Below are 2,712 nucleotides of genomic sequence, written 5' to 3' on the forward strand. Positions count from 1 at the left end.
TCTCCATCCTGAACCCGAACACCATGGCTCTGAAGATGGCCCAGTCATTGGCTGAGCTCAAGCAGCAAGGCGCTTACGGGATCAGTCGTCGTGCTTACTACCAGAACCTCAAGGATCGTAATTCTGACGAATTCGCAAGCGTTCGTAAGCAGTTCGCGAATCGCGGCAAGTAAGTCTTGATTACAAAAAAAGCCCGGCAGCGATGCTAGGCTTTTTTATGGATCCATAGCTCCTTCGGACAGCGCAGATATTTCATTATCATCGGCCGCGGTTCAGCTGATCTGAAAACAGCCGAGCAGATATCACGACTATGCAGTCCTTTTGTAACTTCCTCTTTAACCGCACGATTTTTTCCAGAGTCAGGCGCTCTAGGCTAAGTGCAGAAGCGAATAGCTGACCACTCTGTGGCATGGGTTTTATTCAGAAGGCCTGGGTGAACTCTGAATGATGGCCAGGTAGCCTAAGCTCCTGGCCTATGCGTTCTGGTTTATTCGATCGCCCTGGGTGCGCCCACATTGCTGTCGTCAGCACTCAGCCCATACTTCTCCAATGCGCTGGCGATCGCCTTTCCATCTCGCAGCTTGGCGATATCTTCATTGATTGCCTTGGTCACGTCATCGTTGCCCTTAACCAAGGCGAACGCGATCTGTGCCGCTTCGATCGAGGCGCGCACGCGCTGATCAGGCTCGGCTTGAACGATCTTGAAGCCTTTGAAACCACCTTGCTGCTGAGCGTAAAGGCCGCCCGAGAAGCTATCCAGGCCGGCTTCGATTCGACCAGCTTCCAGGTCTTGGGCCAGCGCGACTGGGCTCGGGTAGAGTTTGATCTTGGAGCCAAACAGCTTCTGTAGATCGCTCACCCAGTTGTACCCTTGAACGGTGCCAACGACTTTCCCGGACTCAACCAATGCGTTCAATGATTGCGTGCCTTCCTTGGTGTAAATGGCCAGGCTGTCCAGATAGACCGGATCTGACATTTCCATCGATTTGAGGCGCGTTGCAGTGCGGAACCAGTTGCCCACGGCCACGTCTGCCTGGCCGGAGACCACGTACTGCATTACAGCACGTGTATCGACTACGATCGGAGTAACTGTCAGGCATTCCATCTCGGCGATTTTAGTGATCAGTTCACCGTCGACGCCCTTGAGCGTATTGTTTTCAGGAATCAGAAACGGCGGGATCATCATCGTCGCGACGGTGAGTTTCCCTGGAGTGATGGTCTTGAACTCGTGTGCGGGGGTACAAGCATTGGCTGCCTGTGTGGAGATACTGATGAGTGCGGTAATAGCGAGCGAGAGCTGACGGAACATGAGGTTCGTCTCCTGGTTGGTGAATCAAGTGTTATTGGCAAATAGTGTCCCTGGCGCTCAAGCGATAGGGGAGGGTGGAGCGTTTGCAGTCAGCTGTGGGTTTACCCAACGGCTAATGGTGGCTGCGACGTCTTGATGGAGCAGCGCTTTCGAACCGGCTTCTTCAAGCGTTTGGCGAAGGGCGGCACTGAGTGCAGAGTCCTTCTCAGGGGAGAGTTTGATCTGCTGATAGGGGCCCAACCGACAATCGCACTCGACTAGCGAACTGTCAACTCGGTGGGCAGATAAACTGTCCTTCGGGTACGTAAAAAAGGCCTGCTGGTCGTTTTTGAAATGATTTGGTCGGTATTTGGACGGTTTTTTAGCAAATGGCTGTTGGCGCTGATGCGATTTTGAACCAGGCTGCCGGAATTCATTGGCCCACCCGAATACTCAACAAATGATTCCCCTGCGGGTGATTTCAGAGGCAGCATATGGGGCAGTCAAAATCAGCCCCTGGGTCAAAATCGCATCAGCTCCAACACTCCACTTTCCGCGAGCGTTGGGGAAGTCGATTACGAAATGTTTATCGGCAGTGGTAACCCTGATTTCGAGGGTGTATGGCCCAGTGACGAGTGGCAGCCGATAGCGCTCAACTACACCTCAGGTACAACCGGTGATCCGAAGGGTGTCGTGGCGAGTCATCGCGGCACATACCTAATGAGTATGCTGCAGATCACCAACTGGCCGCTTTCTCGGGCTCCTCGTTACCTGTGGACACTCCCAATGTTCCACGCAAACGGATGGTGTTTTACGTGGGCTATCACTGCTGCCGCGGGCTCGCATGTGTGTCTAAGAAAAGTTTCCGCAGAGACGGTTTTTGAGTCTATAGACAACCATGGTGTCGATCACTTCTGTGCCGCGCCTATTGTTATGGCCATGATTGCGAACGTCGCAGATCGCCCGCCACTTAAAAATCCGGTTCGAGTGCTGACTGCTGGTTCCCCACCTCCTGCTACCGTACTAAACGCGGTAGTCTCACAAGGCTTCGACGTTAACCATGTTTATGGAATTACGGAGGTTTCTGGCACCCCAATTAGCTGCGAATGGCAAGACAGTTGGGATGATTTAACACCGAGTGAGCAGGGCGCTTTCCGTGTACGCCAAGGGGCTCGAGCAGCAGCCTTCGAAGGCTTAATGGTCGCGGACTCCGAAACTATGCAGCCAGTACCGAAAGACGGCCAAACTACGGGTGAGCTACTGCTCAAGGGCAACACTGTGATGATGGGTTATCTGAAGAATGAAAGCGCGACCCGAAAAGCCTTCGAAGGCGGCTGGTTTCATACTGGTGATGTAGCCGTAGTGCATCCCAACGGCTACGTGCAAATTACCGACCGTTGCAAGGACGTCATTATTTCCGGAGG

The 2,712-nt window shown here is 53.3% G+C and carries 2 protein-coding genes; one reads left to right on the forward strand and one right to left on the reverse strand.

Going from position 1 to position 2,712, the window contains the following annotated elements:
• Positions 1 to 487: 487 nt before the first annotated feature.
• Entirely contained in the window at positions 488 to 1,309 is an 822-nt protein-coding gene (locus ACRESJ_RS28205) for a substrate-binding periplasmic protein (protein WP_431760805.1), read from the reverse strand.
• Between the two features lie 561 nt (positions 1,310 to 1,870).
• Here ACRESJ_RS28205 and ACRESJ_RS28210 point away from each other — a divergent pair.
• Positions 1,871 to 2,712 (forward strand): AMP-binding protein (locus tag ACRESJ_RS28210; RefSeq protein ID WP_431760806.1); only part of this gene is annotated, 842 nt, incomplete at its 3' end.

The organism is Pseudomonas sp. (genome assembly GCF_050739655.1).
GTDB lineage: Bacteria > Pseudomonadota > Gammaproteobacteria > Pseudomonadales > Pseudomonadaceae > Aquipseudomonas.

What these genes read in the sequence shown, in the direction of transcription:
- ACRESJ_RS28205 (WP_431760805.1), bottom strand. Translation starts at nt 1,309, where the DNA reads ATGTTCCGTCAGCTCTCGCTCGCTATTACCGCACTCATCAGTATCTCC.